Consider the following 21,285-nt stretch of genomic DNA (forward strand, 5'->3'; position numbering starts at 1 on the left):
GGTTGCGAACTGTCAGACTGTTTCTTGTGGTTTCCCTCGTCATGCTGCTGGGGTCTACTATTAGCTACGTACCTGTCAGCCAGCAGCTCCAGATTTCGAATCAATCGTACGGTGCTCTGTCTTTCAAGGCGATATCATATACTGAGATTCACGCACGAGTCATAGACCCTGAAGTTGTGACACTCAGCGTATTCGTCCTGACCGAAGAGGATTATCTGACGAGCATCAGGGAAGGCAGTCTTGTCAATACGACACCCTTGGCAAATGCAGCTGGAGCTTCCGAGATTTCACTGCTTCTTCACTTCCCAGTACCCGACATCTACGGCGTACTTGTGGAAACAAACGAGAGTCGTACGGTCAGCGTATACGTCACTGTGTCTTCAATACCGCCACAGTTGGCCCCACTAGTGACTGGACTAATACTCCTGACCTTCACGGTTCTCTTTGTGTTCATCCAGAAGCATACCAGGCAGACCGTGCCCTTGAAACCTGCGCCTCCCATGCCTCTCAATCCCCAAAAACACAACGATTAGGCTCTTGTTTCTGCGCGATCCTACTGCAAGACTGAGTTTCCTTGACTTGAGTCCCCGAATTGATGTCAGTGTGGTATGGCCAATGCGTCAGATTGGAAAACGGAGTGAGAAGGATGAGGCTGTACCGGACCCGCTACTACAACGGTCCGTCGGTCTTCTCGACGAGGAAGACGATTCTGAAGCTTGAGGTGGACATCTCAGACAGGGACTGACTGACTGAAACCGGCCTCAAGAGGCTGCTCGATGCGCTTCAAGATGTTCCGAGTCTAGAGGAGTATGCCAGTGCGCGTTTCATGGGCTCTCACGAGTCCTAGAGATACCTGCCACTCCTCCCATTGGCTCTTGAGCGGAGGTCGGGCTCTGAAACCCTCACGGTCGTGAAAGACATCGGCATAGTCGACGGCTGCTACGAGTTCACAGTCGAGTTCGAGTATGAGCAGGTCGGAGACAAAGCCGCGGCATTGGCAATCGATGTCATCTACGATGCAGTGGTTGGACTAGAAAGTTCGCCGTACCTCTACTACCATACGCACAGGGACAACCCCGAGTGGGTATCTGGGAAGATGATGCTGAAGCATACTGTGATTGCAGGCACATTCGTCCAGCTGCCTAGCTCCTTTGACAATGAGAGCATCCCGTGGCTAGTGGGCACCATAATCCCCAAGTGGTTTACGCGGCTGGACGAGATCCGCCACGACGTATCGACTGCGACTGTCACATCCCGGGAGGTGAAGATTGGAAACAAGTATAGTGAGATAATCCGCAGCCGGGAGTGGGCGGTCGTGCGTATGCAGCTACTGAGTCAGGCCTATAGTGATGCACTGTTCGGTCTTCGTCGCGTGGTCCCAGCCTCTTTGAAGAAGTCCTGATGCGGAGACGGAGATCTTGAGGTCGGCTCGACACTTCATGAGACCTCGAGGAGTGACCCCAGTGCCGTTTCTGGGAGTGACAAGACTCCTGTGTCTGACTTTGTCCGGCCAAAGATGAACGGTTGGTGTTTGCATTCGGGCTCGGCTTCTACTTCATGAGTCTGAATGCAAAGGCCAACCTCAGGTTCATCTTGATAGCGATATTCGAGAAGACGTGGGTGTTCATCATCGGCCTCTCTTACTTCATCGGTCAGGCCTCTGCTCTGCTCCTAGTAGTTGTGACAGGCGACCTCATCTTCGGGCTGCTGTTCCTTTGAGATCTGCTGTTAGTCCGCAAGATGCCCTATTCCTGTTAAGTGACAGCGTAGACCTTGATGCTAGAGCCTCGTGGCGAGCACTCCTTTGACAGAGCTGACCCTCTGAGTGTTAGTGAAGCCCACCTCTCTCAGTCTTACCATGACTCCCTTCTGCATGTCCCTGCCTCTGTACCGAGAGCCCGGTGAACCCACGTAATGGAAGAGGGTACCGCCCGGTCTCAAGACCCTGCGCAGCTGGGAGTAGAACTCTATCGAGTACAACTCGGAGTCTGCTGTGAACCTCGGTGGATCGTGAAGTACTGTATCGAACGTTTCCTTAGGCAGCTCTTTGACTACCTCTACAGCGTCGCCCTTCACGATGCTGACGCGAGGATTGCTGAAGAGCCTCTCAGACCACGGATTGATTCTCGCAAGGTTCAGGACCTCTTGCTGCCTCTCAATCGTCACGATGCTCTTCACACCCCTGTCCAGACATGCTATCGTCGAGTAGCCCAGTCCGGTGCATATCTCAAGGACGACAAGTCCAGCTCGCACACAGGCCTCGGCTTTGAGTGCCGCGTCGGTCAACGGGTCCGTGTCCTTCATGGGATGCATGAGCACACCATCAATTAGCAGTGCAGGTGCCTTGCCCTTGCCAGTCGGTATCAGCTTGTAGAAGTGGTCCCCCCTTATGGCCGCCTTGAACGTACCTGACCCGTCCCAGAAGAAGATGTTCCCGGGGTCGTCGGCCATCTTCCTGAGGGACTCGACATCCCATGGAAGGTTGTCCAGGCTGACTCTGCTCTCGGTGACGCCGAGGTCTAGAGATAGGACTGTGTCCTTCTCTCCTCTGAGGGCAGCATCCAGCGCCTCTCTTGCGGTCTCAGAGTCGATGACGAGCATACCTGTCTGCAGCTCGTTGTCCGTACTCACTTGTGAGTCTTCCTCTTGGGCTCTGCAGGACACGGGCTAGGGGGCGAGCTTGAGCTTGAAGACCTTCTCGAACTTGTCCACCTTGGGCTTCACCACCAGTCGGCAGTACGACTGGTTTGGGTTTCTTCGGAAGTAGTTCTGGTGGTACTCCTCTGCCTTGAAGAACTCCACGAATGGCACTATCTCCGTCACAATGGGGCTCTTCCACTTGCCGCTCCTGGCAAGTTGTTCCTTCATCTCTTCCGCCTGCTGTCTCTGTTCATCACTGTGGTAGAAGATGACCGACCTGTACTGGGTCCCAACGTCATTCCCTTGACGGTTCAGTGTCGTGGGGTCATGCGCCTCAAAGAACACCTCGAGGACTTCCCGGTAGGATATCTGTGCCGGGTCGAATTCTATCTGGCAGACTTCAGCATGGCCAGTCCTGCCAGTGCAGACCTGTTCGTAAGTAGGGTCTCTGACATGCCCTCCTGAGTATCCGGAGACAACTGAGGTCACGCCTCTGAGTCGCTGAAAGATGGCCTCGATGCACCAGAAGCATCCGCCTCCAAGTGTAGCCTTCTCCATATGATGCCATAACGATACAATGCTAATCAAGAAGCTCATAGAGGAACGGGAGGTCTTGCATCAGTTCGGTGAAAGGCAAGGCCTTGTCGATGAGCTGACATGGGACATACCGCAAAGCGTTCTGTGGGATGCCATCTATGAATCTGCAGAGCCCGTTGATTTCGTCTGTGGACACTTCAGCGCCTTGCGTCGGAGCGAGAAACACGGCGTATGCGAATGGTCATGGATGGCGAGAGAGAGGATGGCATTGATGATGAGGTCAATCCAGCGGACGACCTCTAGTGGACTGAATCGCCATCATCTCAATCCATAGAGCATGGATAGCCCTCTGTCTACTTAAGCGGGACGTATGCTGAGCTCTTTGTCGCACCAATCCCCGGTGACCCATGAGAAACCTTGTGAGTTGTGATGCTGAACGATCCCAGGCACTCGCCAATCATCTGAGGCTGGATCTTGACTTTGACGAACTCCTTGCCGTTGTGTACAGCGATGGTGAGGTCGACCATTTCCGGGAGGATGACCATGTCGCGGCAGTGGGTCTTGACGATGACCTCTTTGCCCTTCCTCTGGGCCTTTCTGGCTTCGCGGAGTGCCATGAGGAGTTTCTTCTGACGTTGGGGGAGACCTCTCTTTAGTGTCCTTCTTCTGTGAGAGGGCAAAATCTGAATGAGCTCATCCATGTTCATCTTGGCTAGCTCTTCGAGCTCGTATCCGCGGTACTTGATGACACCCTTCTGCGACATTGAATCACCGGAGAACGGCACAAGGCATGGTCTGTGACCTGCCAGAATTGGCTGAGTTCTCTCTGGTATCAATTTAAGTCTATCTTTATGCTCAGTCCGTCACGACATACTTCTTGTCTCAACGAGAGCCGCAGAGGTGCTCGCTGGTGCGTGGTGTCATGCGTCCGGGGGTGGACCCGATCCCGGCTGTCTAAGTTGAGTCCCCTTCTCCTCCAGTCTGCCGGCCTTCCTCATCGCGTCCGGTACCCAGACGAGAGCAGATTCAAGACCGGGGTCCCGTGCCAATGCCTTCCTTGCCAAGTCAAGGGCCTTCTCCCACCTTCCGAGTTCGTAATTCACCTCTGCCATGTGGAGCAGTACTAGCGGGGACTTCTCCTCCAGTTTCAAAGCACTCTCAAATGATGCAAGGGCCTCCTCGAGCTTGCCGGTCTTTCTGAGGCAGACTCCTCGGTTGAAGTGTGGTATTGCGCTTTTGGGAGCAATCCTTGATGCCTGTTCCAGCAATGCCAGGGCCTCCTGTGTCTGAGAGGAATCAAAGGCTGGCTCTGCCTGCACTTCCATCAGGGCCACTGCCAGTGTGACCATTGCGTCGCCATTCTGGGGGTTCTTTGTAAGTATACTCCTAAGAATGGGAATTGAATCGGCTGCCTTTCCGGCCGTCAGTAGTCTGGCAGCCTGTTCATATTCGTTCTCCTTGGTCTTGGGTTTGAAGAGTGGCATACTGAGGCTCATGGCGCAGCACAGTGACTATGCTCTTAAGCACATAGCTTTGACATGCGATTGGTGATATCTTGACCCATCTCTTCGGTACAAATGGAGTACGTGGGGTCATCAACTCCGAGCTCACTGTCGACATGGTCCTAGACATAGCCCGTGCAGTCGGAACGGTCTTGGGACCTGCGCCGATTGCAGTGTCTAGAGACTCGCGGATGGGCGGGGACATGTATCTGTCGGCGGTCGTGTCCGGTCTGCTGTCCACCGGTTGCAGTGTTGTCGACATTGGGCCTGCCCCAACTCCGACTCTTCAGTATGCCATACCGCGCATTCGATGTGCCGGCGGAGTGATGGTCACCGCATCTCACAATCCGCCGAGGTTCAGTGGGGTGAAGGTGATCGGTGCTGATGGCATTGAGGTCAGTCGTGAAGTGGAGGCCCGCATCGAGAGCGTTTATTTCGCGAAGTCCTTCAGGAACGTGAGCTGGACAGAGATACGAGGAGTCACCCGTGACGATTCACCCATTCGCAGTTACATCGATGCAATCAAGTCGAAGGTGAACTCTGAGGCCATACGAAAGCGGTCGCTGAAGGTAGTCGTGGATGGGGCCAACAGCGTCGGCTCACTTGTGACTCCACTTCTTCTTCGGGAGCTTGGCTGTCATGTGGTGAGCATAAACGCTCAGATGGATGGGCACTTTCCGGGTCGAGAACCAGAACCACTGCCCGAGAACATCACTTTCCTCAGTCAGGCTGTCAAGTCCCTCGGCGCAGACCTTGGAATCGCACATGACGGGGACGCTGACCGTGCCACATTCGTGGACGAGAGAGGACAGGTCCTATGGGGCGACCAGTCCTTTGCCATAGTCGCCTCTCGTGTGTTGAGGCGGATGAAGGACTCGGTGCTTGTCACGCCGGTGAGTAGCGGGCGGCTGATTGAGGACGTTGCCAGAGACGCGGGGGCACGAGTGGAATGGACACGCGTGGGGAGCGTAGTGGTGTCTCACAGGCTGGTCGAGATTGGTGCACAACTGGGTGGCGAGGAGAATGGGGGTGTGTTCTATCCGCTCCATCAACCAGTCCGAGACGGAGCGATGACTGCAGCTCTGATAGTCGAGATCATGTCGACCGAGGAGAAGTCACTCTCGCGACTGGTCGCTGAGTTGCCGGTCTACTACAACAAGAAGTCAAAGGTCCCGGTTCCACCTGAGAAGGAGGAGTCGGTTCTGCCATCACTCTTGCAAATGACAGATGGTATGCAGAGAGTCACACTTGATGGAGTAAAAGTGATCTACGACGAAGGGTGGGTCCTCATGCGTCCCTCAGGAACTGAGCCGCTGTGGAGGTGTTTCGCGGAAGGAAGGAGTCTCGAGTCCGCAACACACCTCTGCAAGCTGGGCGAAGACATGATTCGGAGCGCAGCTGGCTTGTGAAACCAGCGAGCGTCACCATCGTAGATAGAACTCACGAGATGAGGAAGACCGGGTGGCCTTCCTCACTCAGATTGTGATCCCGAGAATGACCTACTGGGTCTTCTCTTCCTTCTTCTCTTCCTTCTTCTCTCCCGACACGGACTCCTCATCGAAGTCGAAGTCCTCGAGAGGCTCAGGGGCGGGTGTGGTGAGCATGGTCCAGCCAATCCACATTGCAATCACACATATCAGGACTGCAGCCAGCCAGACCGGAAGGATGATCAGAAACATCGGGTCTGGAGCGAGAATCTGGTCAAGGATCGTTCCTGCACCGAAGGTAGTATGGACCCAGTCTCCGAGGCTTGGAATCAACTTCAGAAGGACAAGTCCCCATGTATAGTACACCATGACTAGTAGCGCCAGGATAAGCATCAATGCGCCTGCAATCTTCTCTTTGCCCATTTATCCGTCTCCTGAGTGGGAGTTATGGAACTGATTCCATGACGGCTTCGTCTATCATAAAAGGATTACGCAGCTGCGTATATTCCGTCGGCGCAGGTGACAACGTACGTCTGGTGCAAGCCCAGATGAGCCGTCCGGACTTCGGTTCGAGTCGTAGTCGTCGTTCGTGTGCTCCGTGTTCCTTGCTTGTCCTCGTGCGCATTGCTTATAATGGGCGCAGTTCAGTCTGCGGGCCACAGCAAAGATGGGAACTCACTCTGAGGTGCGTGCGATGAAGATTATCGTTCCAGTCAAACAGGTGCCAGAGGTGTCAGAGGTGAAAGTCAACCCTGACACAGGCACTCTCATACGAGATGGTGTACCGAGCATTCTCAATCCGTTCGACGAGATAGCTGTTGAAGAGGCTGTCAGAATCAAGGAACGACTTGCTGATGACACCGAAATCACAGTGATAACGATGGGGCCACCGCAAGCGAAGGACGCCCTTTACAAGGCACTCGCCATGGGTGCTGACAAGGCAGTCCTTCTCACTGACCGTTCATTTGCGGGTGCTGATACCTGGGCGACTGCTTTCACACTTTCTGAACAGATCAAGAAGATGGAGTACGACCTTGTCATCTGTGGCAAGCAGGCCATCGATGGCGATACTGCCCAAGTCGGTCCTGAGCTCGCGGAGCTGCTAGGCATACCCCAGATATGCTATGTCCGCCATCTTGAGTTTGATGAGGACCGCAAACATGTGATTTGTCACAGGGCGACTGATGAAGGTTATGAGGTTGTGAAGGCCAAGTTGCCAGCCCTAATCACTGCTAACAAGGGCCTCAATGAACCCCGGCTACCGAACATCATGGGCATAATGAAGGCAAAGAAGAAGCCACTTGAAGAGGTTGGTGCTGCCAAACTTGGTGTGCCAGAGGACCGAATCGGGCTAAAGGGGTCTCCAACCACTGTCAGGAGAGTGTTTCCACCGCAGAAGCGGAAGGGTGGTATCAAACTCGAAGGTGTCACAGCAAAAGAAGCTGTTCAGAAGCTGGTCGAGTTTCTAGCAGAGAAGGGGGCGATATGAGAGATGGGTCTGATATACAAGAGAGAGACCTGCACTGGTTGCATGTTGTGCATAAAGGTCTGCAATTTCGGTGCAATTGAGAAGGATGGTGACAAGGTCAAGTTTGACTTTGACAAGTGCGTACTCTGCGGCTCCTGCGAGGAGGTCTGCCCCGTCGATGCGATTGAGATTGAACGGCAGGTCATATGTGCAGAAGCACTGGCAGAGTACAAGGACGTCTGGGTCATCTGTGAGGCAGTTGGGACTCGCCTGAGGAACGTATCGTATGAGCTGGTGACCAAGGCAAGGGAGCTTGCGGACAAGCTGGGAGAGAAAGTGGTCGCAGTCCTTATGGGAAATGGTATTGCGCACTTTGCTGACTCATTGATACATCAGGGCGCAGACCGGGTGATTGTGGTCGATAACCCCACACTTGCTGACTACACTACTGATGCGTACACCATCACTGTGGGTTCGCTCATCGCCTCGAGAAAGCCCGCAGTAGTCCTCTTCGGAGCAACAAACAACGGCCGTGATCTCGCACCCAGAGTGGCAGCCCGGTTCAAGCTCGGCCTCACTGCTGATTGCACAGGTCTTGACATCGATGAGAAACGCCAGCTGGTGCAGACACGTCCCGCGTTCGGAGGCAACATTATGGCGGAGATTCTGTGCCCCTACACTCGTCCACAGATGGCGACAGTGCGGCCTAATGTGTTCAAGCCGAGTGCTCCGGATGAATCCCGGAAGGGCGAGGTAGAAACTGTGCAGGTCAAGATAAGTCCAGTCCAAGTTCGCACCAAAGTACTGGAGAAGGTCTCTGAGGTGTCTGAGGGAGTCAAGTCTGTAGAAGAGGCAGAGGTCGTCGTCTGCAGTGGCCGCGGTATCAAGGACCCCTCAAACCTCGACTTGCCGCGACAGCTCGCAGCACTCCTCGACGCTGCAATCGGAGGCTCTCGACCCGTTGTGGATGCAGGCTGGCTTCCACCCAGTCAACAGGTCGGTCAGTCCGGTCGTACTATCTGCCCGAAACTCTACTTCGCGCTTGGAATATCCGGGCAGATTCAGCATCTCGCTGGAATGAGTAGCAGTGAGGTCGTGGTTGCCATCAACAAGGACCCTGAGGCTCCTATTTTCGGCATAGCTGACTTCGGGATTGTTGGAGACATATTTGAGGTAGTGCCTGCGCTAATTGAGGAGCTGAAGCGGTTCAAATCTGAGCGTTGATACAGACATGTATGTTGCGCTGCCCTGAATCGTGCTACGCCTTGAAGTGAGCACTTGAAATAGTGCTCACTGACACGGGCTGGGTTTGCAGCAGCTGCCCAGAAGCTGGACCATCTTGGACAACACTGCTTGGTGCCCATATACCTCAGTGCGTGAACAGAGAGACAGAGGTCGACTGGACACATCGTGAGACCTCAAGCAGTGACCCTACCCAGCGCCGTCTCCTGGGGGCGATAACACTCCTGTGTCCAGCTCTGTCCGACTAGGAACGAACGGTCGGCGCTTGTCGATGCGAGTATTCTGCCTCTCAATCATGCTTGTAGATTCCTTTACTACTCGTGTGTGATTCAAACTCAAGGAGGAATTGTGATTGGTATTCAGTCCACTCGGTCCGGGAATGGAACTCGTCTGGGACATAGTCGCAATGGTCATCTCGATACTGGCCGTAATGCTGGTTGTCCTGATTAACGGAGCGATCCAGAAGGGCGGCAAGCTGTCTTCAGACGTGACGCGGAAGATTGTCCATATCTTCGCAGGACCAGTCTTCTTGGTCACTTGGCCACTCTATACAGGGGGACTCCTGAGCAGAGTCATCGCGGCTGTGGTGCCCATCCTCTTTGTCCTGCTCTTCGTGGGCATTGGGACTGGAAAGGTGAAGAACGAGGCCTTTGTCGCGTCCATGTCTAGGTCGGGGAAACCGGAAGAGCTGCTTAAGGGAACGCTCTACTATGCCATATGGATTGTTATCATCACGCTGCTATGGTTCTACGTCCCGCCCGCAGGTCTGGCCAGTGCCAGTCCTCTTGCACTGATTATCATCGGGTGCGTTGCTGGTGGCGATGGCATGGCCGACATAGTCGGGCGGAAGTACGGAGGCGAACGGAAATTCGGTATTGGTGGAGCACAGAAGACAGTCGCTGGCTCCTTTGGGATGTTGATTGGCTCCCTTGTGTTCTGTAGTGCACTCGTCCTGATATTCTCGCTTGAAGCCGGCTTCAGCTTGATTGCCATGTTTCCAGTCATCCTCATCATAAGCATAGTGGCTACTCTGGTCGAAGCGCTCAGTCCTAGCAGTCTGGACAACTGGACAGTACCAATCTCGGTGGTCATCGTAGCGGCTGTGCTCAGCTCTGTAACGATGTGGTCATTCCCGCTTCTCACGCTGTGATAGGTGGTGCAGGTCTTGACTGGAGATGTGACAGTTCTGAAACTGGGTGGCTCGCTCCTCACTGACAAGTCGAAGCCCTACACGGCCAGAGAGGATGTGATTAGGCGGGTCGCCCATGACATCAGGGACTGTCTGGACTCCGGGCTGCTCCAGTCCCTTGTGCTGCTTCATGGAGTCGGGTCGTTTGGGCACCCGCCGGTGCTCGAGCATGGACTGCACAAGGGCTTCAGAGACAAGTCGCAGCTGATGCCTCTCACCCGGACACAACAGAAGGTGAACGAGTACAGGCTCATGCTGGTGAAACACATGCATGAGGCAGGGCTCCCTGTGAACCTGATGCATCCATCCTCGATGATTGTTTCCGAGGGGATGCGGATATCCAGTTGGTGTCTTGACCCACTCAAGGGGTATCTTGACCTTGGAACGATACCGTTCTTGGGCGGGGACGTTATATTCGACCGCAAGATGGGGTTCAGTGTCGGCAGCGCTGACCAGATGGCTGTACTATTGACACGTGAGCTATCAGCCAAGCGGCTGCTCTTTGCCACCGATGTTGCTGGCGTCTTTGACAGGAGCCCGAAGGCGGCGGGGGCGAGGTTTATGCCCGAGATTCACCTGAAAGACCTTGACCGGCTCTTCGCGGAGATGGGCGCAACAGGGGCAGTGGATGCAACTGGCGCAATGAAGGGGAAGCTCTCATCGCTCCTGCCAATCGCAGACATGATTGAGAAGGGACTTGAGGTTTCGATTCTCTCATTGATGCGAGAGGGGAGTCTGCGGAGTCACCTGACTGGGAGTCTGGACTGCACACGGATTCGTGCTTGAGGTGTCAGTGGCACAACTGTAGCTCACACGGCATCCCAGGGAGCTGAGCACTTGCGAAACTGGAAGGTGGTCCTGCTGGTCCGTCTGCCGGTGTACTTATCACCGGGGGCCACTCTAAGTGTATGGAGCAAGTGGCTTAGATGACATCTGCAATCTTGAAGCGGCCTTCCAGATCAAGGCCGTCGACCTTCTCTGTAGTGGCAAGAGACCCCACGACTCACGATTTGGGCGTGATTGTGCAGAGCAAGTTCCCTGCCGTGGGCTCACTTGTGCCATTTGCGGCTGCAGAGGTCGGCGCCATAGCCACTCAGGCATGGGCCAACGTCTCGTTTGGTCCTAGAGGGCTGGAGTTGCTCTCGCGTGGCATGACTGCCACCGAAGTCCTCAAGTCCCTATTGAAGGACGACACAAAGGCTGAACACAGACAGGTTGGAATTGTAGACTCGTACGGAAGGGCGGCGGTGCACACTGGAAGCGAGTGTATGCAGTGGGCAGGACACGTAATTGGCGATGGTTTCTCCTGTCAGGGAAATATCCTTGCAGGAGAGTCTGTCGTCTCTTCAATGGCACATGCCTACGAGAGCACTGAGGGCGACCTGATTGACCGGCTGTTCGCAGCACTGAAGGCAGGCCAAGCCGAGGGCGGAGACCGAAGGGGGATGCAGTCCGCAGCACTCCTAGTCGTCAGGAAGAACGGTGGTTATGAAGGTGGAACAGACCGCTACGTTGATGTGCGCGTGGACGATCACCGTTCCCCAATCGAAGAGCTTGAGCGTGTCTTCAGAATCTATGACATGACGCTGCTGAGCCGTGAGCCAACCAGTGCGTTGCTGGAGATTCGGGATGATGTCGCTCTGAGGATACAGGAGGCATTGGTGCGCTTGGGATACCTAGACCGTGTAGAGAGGTTTGGGTTCTCCTCACATGCGCAGAGTGCTCTTCAAGCCTATCTGAACTACAGCAACTTCGAGAACAAGGCGCGTGATGACGGAAGGATTTGGAAGAGCGTCTACAATTACCTGCTGGAGGACGCTGCGAAGGCTTCTGCTGAGAAGTAGGATGCGCTCTCGTAGTTGAGACTCCAGTCTGAGCTTCAGTGTGAGGCTTCGCCATGCAACTAGCTTCTCTACTGTATTGTAACCGAAAGTTTATTAACAACTGTAATAATGTACAGTATTGAAGTACACTGACCGTGACAACCAAGAACACGAACTGGACTCCGCGTGACTCACACGCCTAGAGACTCGTGCTTCGATTCCCATGGGCTGCCAACTCGCGGTCCATGAGTACCGTCTTGGTTGTTCGGAAGGGGTGACAAAGAATGGGTGAATTCCGGGATGAGATTCGAAGGGAACTCGATGAGATTCGCGAGTTGAAGCAGCGACTGAAGGAAGAGCTAGACTCTCTAAGGAGAGAGAGGGATGAATTCCGTCGGCACAGGCCGCGAGAACGACCCCCTCATCGTGAACCGCCTCCACCTAGAGCTGCAGTAATCGACCTGAGTGGGATAACTGAAGGTCTGGATGAGATGATGGCTGGAATCGGCGAGCAAATACGAATGAGCGTGGAAGGCCTAGACAGATGCGGAAGACGCATTCATGGCCCATTCATTCGATTCTCCAGAGACTCAAGGGAGAGGCGTAGGGCTATTGAGCAGATCTCTCCTGAGAGAGTTGCCAGAGTGATATCTCCTCTGGGAAGTGAGGAGCGACTCAGGATCCTCGAGTCTCTGAAGGACGGAGGCAAGACTTTCAATGAACTTGAGGAACAGACTGGTCGGACCGGAAGCTCTCTCACGCACCATCTCAATCCGTTGCTTGAGGCAGGTTATGTCATCAAGGGCGAAGTCCGTGGTACATACTACCTCTCTGTCGAGGGAAGACTTGCATACAGGCTTGCACAGTGGCTGACCAGCAAGGTGGAGAGAGAGCGGAGGTCAAATGGTAACCACGACGAGACTGAGCACGCTGAAGCACCCTCTGATCCAGAGGAGTTTGACTCGGGGACTGAAACAGAATCGAGAGATACTGAGGTCGTTGAAGAACCGGAGCATACTGAGCACGAAGACGAATGGGGTGGCAACTGATGAGAGACCTCACTGTGAGCAATGAACTACGTGTGTTGACCGAGGACTGTCAGCTCATCTCGGCCAAGACCGCGATAGTGGAGTCAAGGGCCGGTTGCATCTGGGCCCCGTTGATGCGTAGTGACACCAGAGTAGGTGTCGTCTTCATGGGGCCGTCCCGAATTGCAGTGGACGCTATCACTGAGACTGAGATGGGTGCTATAGGCCGGTCGATCACCGACTCCTTGACGGGCGTCTCTGTATTGATAGGTGCGGTTTCTGTGGAACAGAAGTCGCGGGACGCACAAGAGGACGATTTCCCGGCTGCCGGCTGCAAAGGTGTCGGTGAGTTCCTTCAGATGGCACAGGAAAGACTCAGAGAACTGCGTCTGGAGAAGTCAGACATGGACTCGGGCTCGATGGCTCTGTTTGCCAAGGGAAGCGACGAAGAGGACATCCTTCTTCGAGTCAAGGACGATAGTATCGTGTTCATGCATGGTAGACGAATACACGTCCTAAGCAAGCAATCGTCTGTCTCTGTCGGAGAGGAAGGTGTGGCAGTGAGAGGCAGACGCGGCAAGACTATCGTGATTGGCCGCCACGACCTCTGGGGACTTGATGGTCTCAGCGACCTGCCAGACATGATTGAAAGACAGGTCCGAAGAGCGATTCGCGTACTTGACACAGGATCGAGTCCTCCTCATCGTCTGCATGGACGTTTCTGCCATGATGTGGATGATGGCGCGTTAGATGAGGCAGATGACTGGGACTCCTAGTCCAGCATTTCTCCTACGTGCGTGATGAGGGCGCTTCCTGCGCCTCCTTTCCCGCTGACATTGCCTCTGTAGAGTGTGACTGGATCTGTAGTTCATATAGTGCGTAGTACTTGCCTCTCCGTTTCATCAGCTCCGAGTGGGTTCCACTTTCAACAATCCGTCCTTGGTCCATCACGATGATTCGGTCGGCCTGCACAATTGTTGACAGGCGGTGTGCAATCACGACCGAGGTCCTGTCCTTCAGCAGTTCTCTCAGTCCTCTCTGAATTGCGTACTCTGTGTAGATGTCCACCGAGCTGGTCGCCTCATCAAGCACCAGAATGCGTGGATTTGCAATCACCGTGCGAGCGAAGCTGACCAGCTGCCGCTCGCCCTCTGAGAGGTTGCCTCCGCGCTCGCCGACTTCTGTTTCAATCCCATTCTGCAATCCATCGAAGACTCGTCGTGCACCAATGGCATCTATGGCGGCCAGCACCTCTGCATCAGAGGCATCAGGCCTGCCATACTTGATGTTGTCGCGCACCGTCCCCATGAAGAGAAATGAGTCTTGCAGGACAAGACCGATAGCCGCGTGTAACGAGTCCTGACTTACCTTTCTGATGTCCACTCCGTCAATCTCTATCGACCCCGAGTTGACTTCGTACAGGCGCGTCAGCAGGTTCACAACAGTCGACTTGCCTGCACCGGTCTCTCCTACTATCGCCACGGTCTCACCCGGCTGAATCTCTAGGTTGAAGTCACGCAGTACTGGTATTCCTTCCACATAGCTGAAGTTGACCTGACTGAACCTGATGTGACCTCTGACTTCGCGAAGTGCTTGCGCATCTGGTGCATCCTTCACACTCGGCTCAGTGTCTATGATTCCGAAGACTCTCTCAGCGCCTGCAAACGCGCTCTGGACCATGGCGTAGAAGTTGGCGATAGTGAGAATCGGTCTGAAGAACTGCTCATTGAATGAGATGAAGAGGACAACTGTCCCCAGAGTCATGGTGCCCTCCATCAACCGAAGACCTCCAAACCAGAGTATCAGGAATACACCCACTGCGCTGATGAATCTTATGGACGGGAAGAATGTCGCCTGTGAGCGTCCAGCGTCCACGTTTGCATCATAGTCCGCCCGAATCAGAGAATCGAAGTGCTCAACATTGACCCTCTCGCGCGCAAAGCTCTTCGTGACCTTAGCTCCTGCAATGCTCTCTGCCAGGTCCGAGGTGACGCTTGAGATTGTCTTCCTAGTACTTCGGAACGCCTCCTTCAGTACCCTCCTGAAATAGAGTGTCACCAATAGTAGAACCGGCACTATGGAAACGGAGACGAATGCCAGTTGCGTGTCAACGGTGAACACCACGGCGCCTATTGCAAAGACGACAAACACCTGTGCGAAGGTACCGATAAGACCCCCAGCCAGCAGTTCGCTCATTCTGTCAATGTCATTCGTGAGTCTTGACACCACTCGTCCTGAAGCAGACTTGTCGTAGAAGTCCTGTGATAGTTTCTGAAGGTGAGAGTAGAGCTGCTGTCGCACATCGTATACAGCACTCTGGCCAATCTGAGACGACAGGTACTCGGTCCCATAAGTGCAAAGCCATGCGAACAGTTGCAGGACTACATAGAGCGTTGCAGTGAGTAGGAGTCCACTGAGGTCTCCGCTGCCAAAGTCCACATCTATGGCCCTCCGTAGTACGAATGGAATCATGACGTTCAGGGCTATGCTTACTGCGACCAGAACAGCCACCACGGCGAACTGCCCTCGATATCGAAGAAGATACTTGGTCATTCGTACCATCAGTTGGCTGTCTGTGTACAAGTATGCCCGTGCATCTGGGTCGTCCTGGAGATTGAGCGCGCCTGACACTCTATCCACCTCTCACCTCTGCGGTGCTGCTCTGTTGTCTCTCCGTGGCGGTTGCCGCCTCCATCTGTGTAAGGGTCTCGTGGATGGAGAAGTAGAGCCCCCTGCGCGACATCAGTTCGTCATGAGACCCCTGTTCTATGATCCTCCCCCTCTCCATCATGATGATGAGGTCAGCGTTGCGTATGGTACTGAGTCTGTGGCTGATGACGAATGTGGTCCTTCCCCTCATCAGGTTTTCAAGAGCCTTCTGAATCACCAACTCGGTCTTAGCATCAACCGAGCTTGTCGAGTCATCGAGTACTAGGATTGGCGTGTTCGCAATCAGGGCACGTGCAATGGCCACTCTCTGCTTCTGACCTCCGCTGAGGGTCAGGCCTCTCTCTCCGACGACTGTGTCGTATCCTTCCGGGAGTCCTTCAATGAAGTCATGTATCATTGCTGCTCTGGCTGCGTCTTGAATCTCCTTCATTGATGCATCAGGCCTAGCGAAGGCGATGTTCTCTTTGATGCTCGTTGAGAACAAGAATGGCGACTGATGAACCATCCCCACACTCCTCCTGAGGTCATCAAGGCGATAGTTCCGCACGTCCACTCCATCAACTAGGACTTGTCCTGGCATCAGTACTTCACAGATTGTCCCCTCGATCTCCACGGTCCCATCGCGTGCCGGATAGTACTTCCCTTCAATGCATACACGAGCCTCTTCATCTACCCGATATATCCGCCCCTTGTATTCTACGGTGGGTCGTGAGTCCACATCATAGAATCGGGGTATCAAGTTCACGAGGCTCGTCTTTCCTGACCCAGTGCCACCGATGAGCGCCACGACCTGTCCTGCTCGGACCTTGAGCGATATGTCCCTCAGGACCAACCTGTCTGCCCCCTTGTGTGAGAAGGACACATTCCTGAATTCCACGTCCCCCCTGACACCTGAGAATGGGACTGGATGGTCGGGGTCTCGTAGCTCATCCTCTTGGTCCAGGATGTAGAACGTCCTCTCTGCGGCCGCAGAAGCTCGTTGATACATACCCATCCCCCAACTGAGGAACCTTGCGGGCAGAAGGAGGGTCGCTACCAATGTCACAAATGCGACGAAGCTGCCATACGACAGGTCTCCCGTTGAGAACCAGTAGCCACCTGCGTACAGTAGGAATCCCGTGGCCAGACCGAACATGGTTGGCAGGAGTGGCTCGTATAGCGCCAGCAGCCTGAAGGCACGGACAGAGACATCACGAAAGGTACGGTTTGCAACCTCGACCCTAGCTCTCTCTCTGTCGGTTGCAGCAAACGACTTCACAATCTTCATGCCCACAATGTTCTCTGCAAGGATTGAGCTCAGCTTGCCGTATTCCTCCCTCGACTCGTGGAACACTGGTCTCACCCTCCTGGCGAATGTGACGACAAAACCGCCGACTGCTGGAATCATGACTAGCATGTAGAGCGTGAGGGTTGGGGTGATTGACCACATCACAAGGTACGTACCAATCAGTGTGGCCACTCCAATGAAGAGAACACGATAACCCCAGAACAGGAACTCGCGCATTGTCGTCACATCGGTGGTCACACGAGCCAAGAGCTGACCCGTTTCATTCTGGTCGTAGAATGCAAGGTCCTTCTCCATGAGTGACCTGTAGAGCTCACTCCGAAGGTCATAGACTGCCTTCTGTGCAGATATCGCGGCTCCATATCTCCCCATGATGTCGAACAGAGCGTACAGACCAGCTAGCAGAATGTAGACCAGCGCATAGGGCAGGAGGTCTTGGTACCTAGCTGAGGGGATCACTACGTCTATTATCTCGCGAATCACAAGTGGTGTCAGGACACTGAAGGCGGTCCCTATTCCTGCTAGAGCGAGGTATCCGAAGAACAGCCTCCTGTGTCGGAGAGGATACCGTGTGAGCCGAGTGATGTACCCCATCTTCATTTGCCCAACGAGTCTGGAGGCTGCCCCATCAAAAGAGTTGCGATGTGTGAGTATGCCTGTGGTGGTCTACCTGTCACATGCTTGTGCGAGTCTTCGACCGAGCTCCCTGCAGCTGGCGAGCGCTTCTTCGTTAGGATAGTCCTTGCATCGGAGGGGCGCCGCAATCATTACTGCTCCCCGTTCCACAAGAATCTTGGCAATCTCCTCGGGTGCCTCGCCACTCCATCCGTATGACCCGAAACTTGCAGAAGGCATACCATTCATACCCGAGATCTCCGAGAGGATCTGTCGGACTCTTGGTAGTGGCCGCTTCATTCTTGTTGAGCTTCCAATGGCAAGAGCACAGAATCCCTCTAGACCCGTGTAGTCCCTTGCCTCAATTGCACTGCATTCGACGCCGGACGCCACAACACCTTCACAGATGGCATGGGCCATCGCCTTGGTGCGGCCCAGGGTGCTCTCGTATACCACAAGTACCTTCATGGTAAGTCAACTCCACCAGAAAGAATTAGGAGAAAAGGCTTCTGAAGTGGTTTGCTGATTCCCATAACAACACACTCGAATATGACTTTGCAACAGCCGAGATGAACCGACTTGTCCGACCAGTACGTTCTGCAGAAGGCTCAGCAGGTATGCAGATTGCTGATCAGCATCTACGGCTCGGCTGTGTCAGAGCGCAAGCTGCCTCCTGTTGATGAACTTGTGTTGACCATTCTTAGCCAGAACACTGCTGATGTCAACGCGGAACGGGCCTTTGCGGCACTGAAGGCCAAGTATGATGACTGGGAGTCCGTCCTGCACGCCCCGGCTGACGAACTCGGACGGGTCATAAGGCCCTCCGGTTTCTTCAGACTGAAAGCACAACGTATACAGGCCACGCTGGCGGAGATTCAGACCCGTACGGGGCAGATCAGTCTGTCCTTGCTTGCAGACATGCCAACAGATGAAGCGAAGCACTGGCTGATGTCACTTCCTGGTGTCGGTCCCAAGACCGCATCGATTGTCCTGCTGTTCTCTTTTGGCAGACCCACATTGCCCGTTGATACGCATGTCTGGAGAGTGACGCGACGCTTGGGACTAGTGCCCTCCAAGGCCAGTAGAGAGAGTGCTCAAACGGTGCTAGAGCGTCTCCTGCCTGCCATATGCATTCCCTCAGCCAATCGCAACTTGATTCGTCTTGGCCGGGAGATATGCAAGGCGCGACGGCCTCGCTGTGACAGGTGCTTTCTGAGAGACCTGTGCGATTACTACGCCCTGAGTCCCCTGATGAACTCATGAACTGGCCATATTCAGCCTATCTTGTCGTTTCCCGGTATTTCTTAAGGTCTACGAGTGAGTGGAGCCGATTGCTACGATGCGGGTTCGTATTCTGTCATGGCATCTTTAGTGGTCACGCTGCTCACGTTCCCATAAGTCGAGTCAACTTCAGCACGAACATGGCCGCTCCGAACAGGAATGTGACAGTCCATGTCGTGAGCACTATGATCATTATCGGACGTGCTCTCCTCAACAGACGCAGGGGCAGGTCGGGTCTTATCAAGAAGGCAACGACAAGTATCAGCGCCATGCCAATTGTCAGTATGCCCAGAGTGTCGTGGACTATGACATACCAGTAGGTCTGGGGATTGGCCATCACGAGAGGCAGTGCGCTCAGAGCCTGTGGTATCATCCATAGCGACACGCCGAGAAGATGAATCAGTATTATGGAGTAGACTGCTCTGTGATGAAGTCTGAAGTCCAGTCTTCTGGCTCCATACCACCATCCGATGGCAACGACAATCATCATCACGCACTCGAGTACAAGGACTGGCGCTGCTATCTGTAACCAGTTTTGTAGTTGCTGCATGGTGTGACTCCTCCTATTTCGTGCGAATCTTGCTGACACTCCCGCTGGTTGTGAAGAGGCTGGACTCAAGAACGGCTTCTTTTCCCTCATGTGCTGCCACTATTGCCGAGGCTATCATTGCCCACGGGCAGAACCGGACGTCCAGATTGCGATAAGCCTCGGAGTCATGAATTCGTGCAAAAGCACACTTGTTGGCTGCCACTGCAATTGCACCATCTTCTAGACTGACTCGGGCGAACTTGACAAACCCCTGTTCTCTTATGTATCTCGCATACGTATCTAGTTTGGTAATGATGTCAGTACGCGGGTCCAGCAGACTAGATGGCAGATAGGCTGAAAGAATGTCCGCTATCCGGATCAGCACATAGTTCTTTATTGCAGCCTCGCCGAGAATCTTAATGAAGACGCTCTCGAAACCAAATATCGCTGCTCGGAGCTTCCAGATGTCCTCAAGCGTGAGTCCCTTTGCAGACCCTGCCGCCCTAGCCTCCGCCACAACCTGCCTGAACTTCGTCAAGAATGCCTTTAGCTCTGCTGCCAATCCGTCTAAGTCAGTGCGTTCACTGAATGCCTCTGGCAGGAACTCTCTGACGTAGTGAACCATGCGTGGGAGTACATGGTCATCAAGGACGTTTGGTCCTATGAGTTCAACTCCTACTGCCTCATACGCATCCAGAATTCCTGCATACAGAAACACTGCGTCAAGTGCCGCGGTGTCTTCGGGTCTGATTCTCTTGACCCTTTTCAAATCTCTAGCCTCGTTGTGGTAATTGGTGTTGTCCGTTAAGTTGTTTGCCCACCGATGCCGCCAACTTCAACAGTCACTCCGCTGTCCCCAGTTCTCTCCATGACCAGTCTCCCGCGCGCATCTTTACCGAAGATGAGTTCGAATCTCTGGAATCTTCTGCGTGTGATGAGTCGGACCAACGAGTCAAGGTTATTGACGAGAGTTGAGAGGAACACACCAGCAACAGGAGGCATGCGTGCTCCGGACTCGTGAAGCAACACACCATCTTGACTCAGGAGCGACCTGTTGGCGAACTGCCCAGTCCATATGTGCTGCTCTTGTGCTGAGGCTGGATCCATGTGACACATTGAGCCTGCAATCTGCATCACAGTACTCTCCGGCGTCTGAATGGTTCCACTAGCCACACTCAGCAAGTTGCCGCTCCAGCATACCGCTATCGCGTATCCCGAGGCAGTAAGCAGGAACTGCCTGTATTCTTGCGCGGATAACACCCGTGACAGTGTCGTCACAAGCGTGTCATGCAGCAGAAGAATCTCCCTGACCTGTTCTTCCCTGTAGAGCGGCTTCGGACGAGCGAATGCCGCCACGGCTTTCCTCTGAGCCAGGTCCACGACAAATGCCAGCGGTATGTCGTTTCTGTCCTCAAGAAGGTGTTGCATATATGCCTCGATTTCCTGTTCACCGAAAAGCTGAACCACTATCGCATCGATTGCCCGGCTTATCTTGTGTTTCTCTTCTTGTGGGAGTTGGACTCCATCTATCTCAGGCATCTCTACTCTCCTCATGAGGTCCCGCACTCTCATCATTGTCTCCTGAGCAACTTGGCGTGGTGCTCTGCTGTCAAAGACACCGACCAGTACTCTCTGAGTGTTGTCTATGCCTGCGAAGAGGAAGACCTCCGCCTCGGTGGTGAATGACTCAAGAACCTTGGACCGCGCGTGTTGGCTGAAGTCCCTGATAGCTGAAAGCAGCCCTGAAGAGAGAATGACCTGATCGCTATCGCCCTCGGCTTCAGAATCCATCTTCGAGTAGTGGTACAGTAATAATCCCTCTTCTATCAGGAAGACTTCTTTGAGCACTCAGATTACCACACTGACCGTTCTGATTTGTGTTATGTGATTAGTCATGAACTCAGCGCACCAATGAATCATTGTGTTGGTGCATCGTGTTCCTCATCACACCACAAGATAAAAGGCTGCCCTGCAGAGGGATGAAGTTCATAGAAACAGGAATGCCCACGATGAAACCGCGCATACTCGTCGACATGCCAAGAGCCACCA

Annotated in this window: 24 protein-coding genes; 12 read left to right on the plus strand and 12 right to left on the minus strand. The window is 54.0% G+C overall.

What is annotated here, in order from left to right; genetic code table 11:
- The first annotated feature begins 2 nt into the window (after positions 1-2).
- The 3 genes from HXY34_02480 to HXY34_02490 all read left to right on the plus strand — a co-directional run bounded on the left by HXY34_02480 (position 3) and on the right by HXY34_02490 (position 1,719).
- Complete coding sequence (locus tag HXY34_02480) at positions 3-533, plus strand: hypothetical protein (protein ID NWF94984.1); 531 nt, start codon at positions 3-5, stop codon at positions 531-533.
- A gap of 335 nt (positions 534-868) precedes the next feature.
- Complete coding sequence (locus HXY34_02485) at positions 869-1,402, plus strand: hypothetical protein (protein NWF94985.1); 534 nt, start codon at positions 869-871, stop codon at positions 1,400-1,402.
- A gap of 122 nt (positions 1,403-1,524) precedes the next feature.
- The gene (locus tag HXY34_02490; GenBank protein NWF94986.1) at positions 1,525-1,719 is read left to right on the plus strand and encodes a hypothetical protein; all 195 of its coding nucleotides are present in this window, start codon (positions 1,525-1,527) and stop codon (positions 1,717-1,719) included.
- Between the two features lie 60 nt (positions 1,720-1,779).
- Here HXY34_02490 and HXY34_02495 read toward each other — a convergent pair whose 3' ends face one another.
- The 5 genes from HXY34_02495 to HXY34_02515 all read right to left on the minus strand — a co-directional run bounded on the left by HXY34_02495 (position 1,780) and on the right by HXY34_02515 (position 4,661).
- Positions 1,780-2,631, minus strand: a complete 852-nt coding sequence (locus tag HXY34_02495) for a methyltransferase domain-containing protein (protein NWF94987.1) — start codon at positions 2,629-2,631, stop codon at positions 1,780-1,782.
- A gap of 36 nt (positions 2,632-2,667) precedes the next feature.
- Positions 2,668-3,198, minus strand: a complete 531-nt coding sequence (msrA, locus tag HXY34_02500) for a peptide-methionine (S)-S-oxide reductase MsrA (GenBank protein ID NWF94988.1) — start codon at positions 3,196-3,198, stop codon at positions 2,668-2,670.
- Between the two features lie 22 nt (positions 3,199-3,220).
- Positions 3,221-3,373: a hypothetical protein gene (locus HXY34_02505; protein ID NWF94989.1), complete on the minus strand. Its 153-nt coding sequence runs from the start codon at positions 3,371-3,373 to the stop codon at positions 3,221-3,223.
- A gap of 157 nt (positions 3,374-3,530) precedes the next feature.
- Positions 3,531-3,941, minus strand: a complete 411-nt coding sequence (locus HXY34_02510) for a 30S ribosomal protein S19 (GenBank protein NWF94990.1) — start codon at positions 3,939-3,941, stop codon at positions 3,531-3,533.
- Between the two features lie 156 nt (positions 3,942-4,097).
- On the minus strand, positions 4,098-4,661 hold the full coding sequence (locus HXY34_02515) for a tetratricopeptide repeat protein (protein ID NWF94991.1): 564 nt from the start codon (positions 4,659-4,661) through the stop codon (positions 4,098-4,100).
- A gap of 71 nt (positions 4,662-4,732) precedes the next feature.
- Here HXY34_02515 and glmM point away from each other — a divergent pair, with 71 nt between their 5' ends.
- Entirely contained in the window at positions 4,733-6,088 is a 1,356-nt protein-coding gene (gene glmM, locus HXY34_02520) for a phosphoglucosamine mutase (GenBank protein ID NWF94992.1), read from the plus strand.
- A gap of 90 nt (positions 6,089-6,178) precedes the next feature.
- On the opposite strand, the gene HXY34_02525 is transcribed toward glmM, so the two are convergent.
- Positions 6,179-6,529, minus strand: a complete 351-nt coding sequence (locus HXY34_02525; protein ID NWF94993.1) for a hypothetical protein — start codon at positions 6,527-6,529, stop codon at positions 6,179-6,181.
- Positions 6,530-6,800: 271 nt separating this feature from the next.
- Between HXY34_02525 and HXY34_02530 the strand changes: the two genes are divergently transcribed.
- The 7 genes from HXY34_02530 (at position 6,801) to HXY34_02560 (ending at position 13,632) form a co-directional block, all read left to right on the plus strand.
- Positions 6,801-7,595 carry an electron transfer flavoprotein subunit beta/FixA family protein gene (locus tag HXY34_02530; protein NWF94994.1) on the plus strand — a complete coding sequence of 265 codons (795 nt, stop codon included), beginning with the start codon at positions 6,801-6,803 and terminating at the stop codon, positions 7,593-7,595.
- A gap of 3 nt (positions 7,596-7,598) precedes the next feature.
- Positions 7,599-8,798 (plus strand): electron transfer flavoprotein subunit alpha, encoded by a 1,200-nt coding sequence (locus HXY34_02535; protein NWF94995.1) that lies wholly within the window; start codon positions 7,599-7,601, stop codon positions 8,796-8,798.
- Between the two features lie 370 nt (positions 8,799-9,168).
- Positions 9,169-9,966: a hypothetical protein gene (locus HXY34_02540; GenBank protein NWF94996.1), complete on the plus strand. Its 798-nt coding sequence runs from the start codon at positions 9,169-9,171 to the stop codon at positions 9,964-9,966.
- 15 nt (positions 9,967-9,981) lie between these two features.
- On the plus strand, positions 9,982-10,791 hold the full coding sequence (locus HXY34_02545) for an isopentenyl phosphate kinase family protein (protein NWF94997.1): 810 nt from the start codon (positions 9,982-9,984) through the stop codon (positions 10,789-10,791).
- A 140-nt stretch (positions 10,792-10,931) separates the two neighbouring features.
- Entirely contained in the window at positions 10,932-11,849 is a 918-nt protein-coding gene (locus tag HXY34_02550; GenBank protein ID NWF94998.1) for a DUF1028 domain-containing protein, read from the plus strand.
- Between the two features lie 263 nt (positions 11,850-12,112).
- Positions 12,113-12,877 carry a winged helix-turn-helix transcriptional regulator gene (locus tag HXY34_02555; protein ID NWF94999.1) on the plus strand — a complete coding sequence of 255 codons (765 nt, stop codon included), beginning with the start codon at positions 12,113-12,115 and terminating at the stop codon, positions 12,875-12,877.
- Positions 12,877-13,632: a hypothetical protein gene (locus HXY34_02560; GenBank protein NWF95000.1), complete on the plus strand. Its 756-nt coding sequence runs from the start codon at positions 12,877-12,879 to the stop codon at positions 13,630-13,632. The genes HXY34_02555 and HXY34_02560 overlap by 1 nt, the downstream gene beginning before the upstream one ends.
- Before the next feature lie 13 nt (positions 13,633-13,645).
- Here the strand turns inward: HXY34_02560 and HXY34_02565 are convergent, their stop codons facing one another.
- The 3 genes from HXY34_02565 to HXY34_02575 all read right to left on the minus strand — a co-directional run bounded on the left by HXY34_02565 (position 13,646) and on the right by HXY34_02575 (position 17,894).
- Positions 13,646-15,496: an ABC transporter ATP-binding protein gene (locus HXY34_02565; GenBank protein ID NWF95001.1), complete on the minus strand. Its 1,851-nt coding sequence runs from the start codon at positions 15,494-15,496 to the stop codon at positions 13,646-13,648.
- The gene (locus tag HXY34_02570; GenBank protein ID NWF95002.1) at positions 15,489-17,411 is read right to left on the minus strand and encodes an ATP-binding cassette domain-containing protein; all 1,923 of its coding nucleotides are present in this window, start codon (positions 17,409-17,411) and stop codon (positions 15,489-15,491) included. The genes HXY34_02565 and HXY34_02570 overlap by 8 nt, the downstream gene beginning before the upstream one ends.
- A 66-nt stretch (positions 17,412-17,477) precedes the next feature.
- Positions 17,478-17,894 (minus strand): FprA family A-type flavoprotein, encoded by a 417-nt coding sequence (locus HXY34_02575; GenBank protein ID NWF95003.1) that lies wholly within the window; start codon positions 17,892-17,894, stop codon positions 17,478-17,480.
- Between the two features lie 111 nt (positions 17,895-18,005).
- Between HXY34_02575 and HXY34_02580 the strand changes: the two genes are divergently transcribed.
- Positions 18,006-18,689, plus strand: a complete 684-nt coding sequence (locus tag HXY34_02580) for an endonuclease III (protein ID NWF95004.1) — start codon at positions 18,006-18,008, stop codon at positions 18,687-18,689.
- Positions 18,690-18,810: 121 nt separating this feature from the next.
- Here HXY34_02580 and HXY34_02585 read toward each other — a convergent pair whose 3' ends face one another.
- From HXY34_02585 to HXY34_02595, 3 genes are read right to left on the minus strand one after another with little or no spacing between them, the layout of a single operon-like run.
- Positions 18,811-19,257 (minus strand): hypothetical protein, encoded by a 447-nt coding sequence (locus HXY34_02585; GenBank protein NWF95005.1) that lies wholly within the window; start codon positions 19,255-19,257, stop codon positions 18,811-18,813.
- A 13-nt stretch (positions 19,258-19,270) separates the two neighbouring features.
- Positions 19,271-20,005, minus strand: a complete 735-nt coding sequence (locus tag HXY34_02590; protein NWF95006.1) for a hypothetical protein — start codon at positions 20,003-20,005, stop codon at positions 19,271-19,273.
- A 35-nt stretch (positions 20,006-20,040) separates the two neighbouring features.
- Complete coding sequence (locus HXY34_02595; GenBank protein NWF95007.1) at positions 20,041-21,084, minus strand: hypothetical protein; 1,044 nt, start codon at positions 21,082-21,084, stop codon at positions 20,041-20,043.
- Positions 21,085-21,285 lie beyond the last annotated feature (201 nt).

Source organism: Candidatus Thorarchaeota archaeon, from assembly GCA_013388835.1.
GTDB lineage: Archaea > Asgardarchaeota > Thorarchaeia > Thorarchaeales > Thorarchaeaceae > JACAEL01.

Excerpts from the sequence above, each read along its gene's own strand:
- msrA (NWF94988.1), bottom strand. The coding sequence starts at position 3,198 with ATGGAGAAGGCTACACTTGGAGGCGGATGCTTCTGGTGCATCGAGGCC.
- HXY34_02550 (NWF94998.1), top strand. The coding sequence starts at position 10,932 with ATGACATCTGCAATCTTGAAGCGGCCTTCCAGATCAAGGCCGTCGACC.
- HXY34_02525 (NWF94993.1), bottom strand. The coding sequence starts at position 6,529 with ATGGGCAAAGAGAAGATTGCAGGCGCATTGATGCTTATCCTGGCGCTA.
- HXY34_02515 (NWF94991.1), bottom strand. The coding sequence starts at position 4,661 with ATGCCACTCTTCAAACCCAAGACCAAGGAGAACGAATATGAACAGGCT.
- HXY34_02575 (NWF95003.1), bottom strand. The coding sequence starts at position 17,894 with ATGAAGGTACTTGTGGTATACGAGAGCACCCTGGGCCGCACCAAGGCG.
- HXY34_02570 (NWF95002.1), bottom strand. The coding sequence starts at position 17,411 with ATGAAGATGGGGTACATCACTCGGCTCACACGGTATCCTCTCCGACAC.
- HXY34_02555 (NWF94999.1), top strand. The coding sequence starts at position 12,113 with ATGGGTGAATTCCGGGATGAGATTCGAAGGGAACTCGATGAGATTCGC.
- HXY34_02560 (NWF95000.1), top strand. The coding sequence starts at position 12,877 with ATGAGAGACCTCACTGTGAGCAATGAACTACGTGTGTTGACCGAGGAC.
- HXY34_02535 (NWF94995.1), top strand. The coding sequence starts at position 7,599 with ATGGGTCTGATATACAAGAGAGAGACCTGCACTGGTTGCATGTTGTGC.
- HXY34_02510 (NWF94990.1), bottom strand. The coding sequence starts at position 3,941 with ATGTCGCAGAAGGGTGTCATCAAGTACCGCGGATACGAGCTCGAAGAG.
- HXY34_02585 (NWF95005.1), bottom strand. The coding sequence starts at position 19,257 with ATGCAGCAACTACAAAACTGGTTACAGATAGCAGCGCCAGTCCTTGTA.
- HXY34_02530 (NWF94994.1), top strand. The coding sequence starts at position 6,801 with ATGAAGATTATCGTTCCAGTCAAACAGGTGCCAGAGGTGTCAGAGGTG.